This window comes from Micromonospora sp. SL1-18 (assembly GCF_047921505.1).
Classification (GTDB): Bacteria; Actinomycetota; Actinomycetes; order Mycobacteriales; family Micromonosporaceae; genus Micromonospora.
Genome location: NZ_JBLROA010000300.1, coordinates 1 through 209, shown reverse-complemented (window position 1 = coordinate 209; position 209 = coordinate 1). Strand labels below are relative to the sequence as shown.

At 72.2% G+C, this 209-nt stretch carries 1 protein-coding gene; it reads left to right on the top strand.

Annotated features, from left to right (window positions below):
* A partial coding sequence (locus ACNAW0_RS31030; protein WP_416291582.1) for a DUF6596 domain-containing protein occupies positions 1-209 on the top strand: 209 nt, incomplete at both ends.

Here is a 209-nt window from a genome sequence, read left to right as displayed (position 1 = left end):
ATCTCCGCCGTGCGGTTCGACCAGCCCGGCGACGTCGCCACCGTGCTGCGCGTCCTCTACCTGGTCTTCAACGAGGGCTACTGCGGCGACGTCGACCTCGCCGCCGAGGCCATCCGGCTCACCCGGCAACTCGCCGCCGCGATCGACCACCCCGAGGTGGCAGGGCTGCTCGCCCTCATGCTGCTCCACCACGCCCGCCGTGACACCCG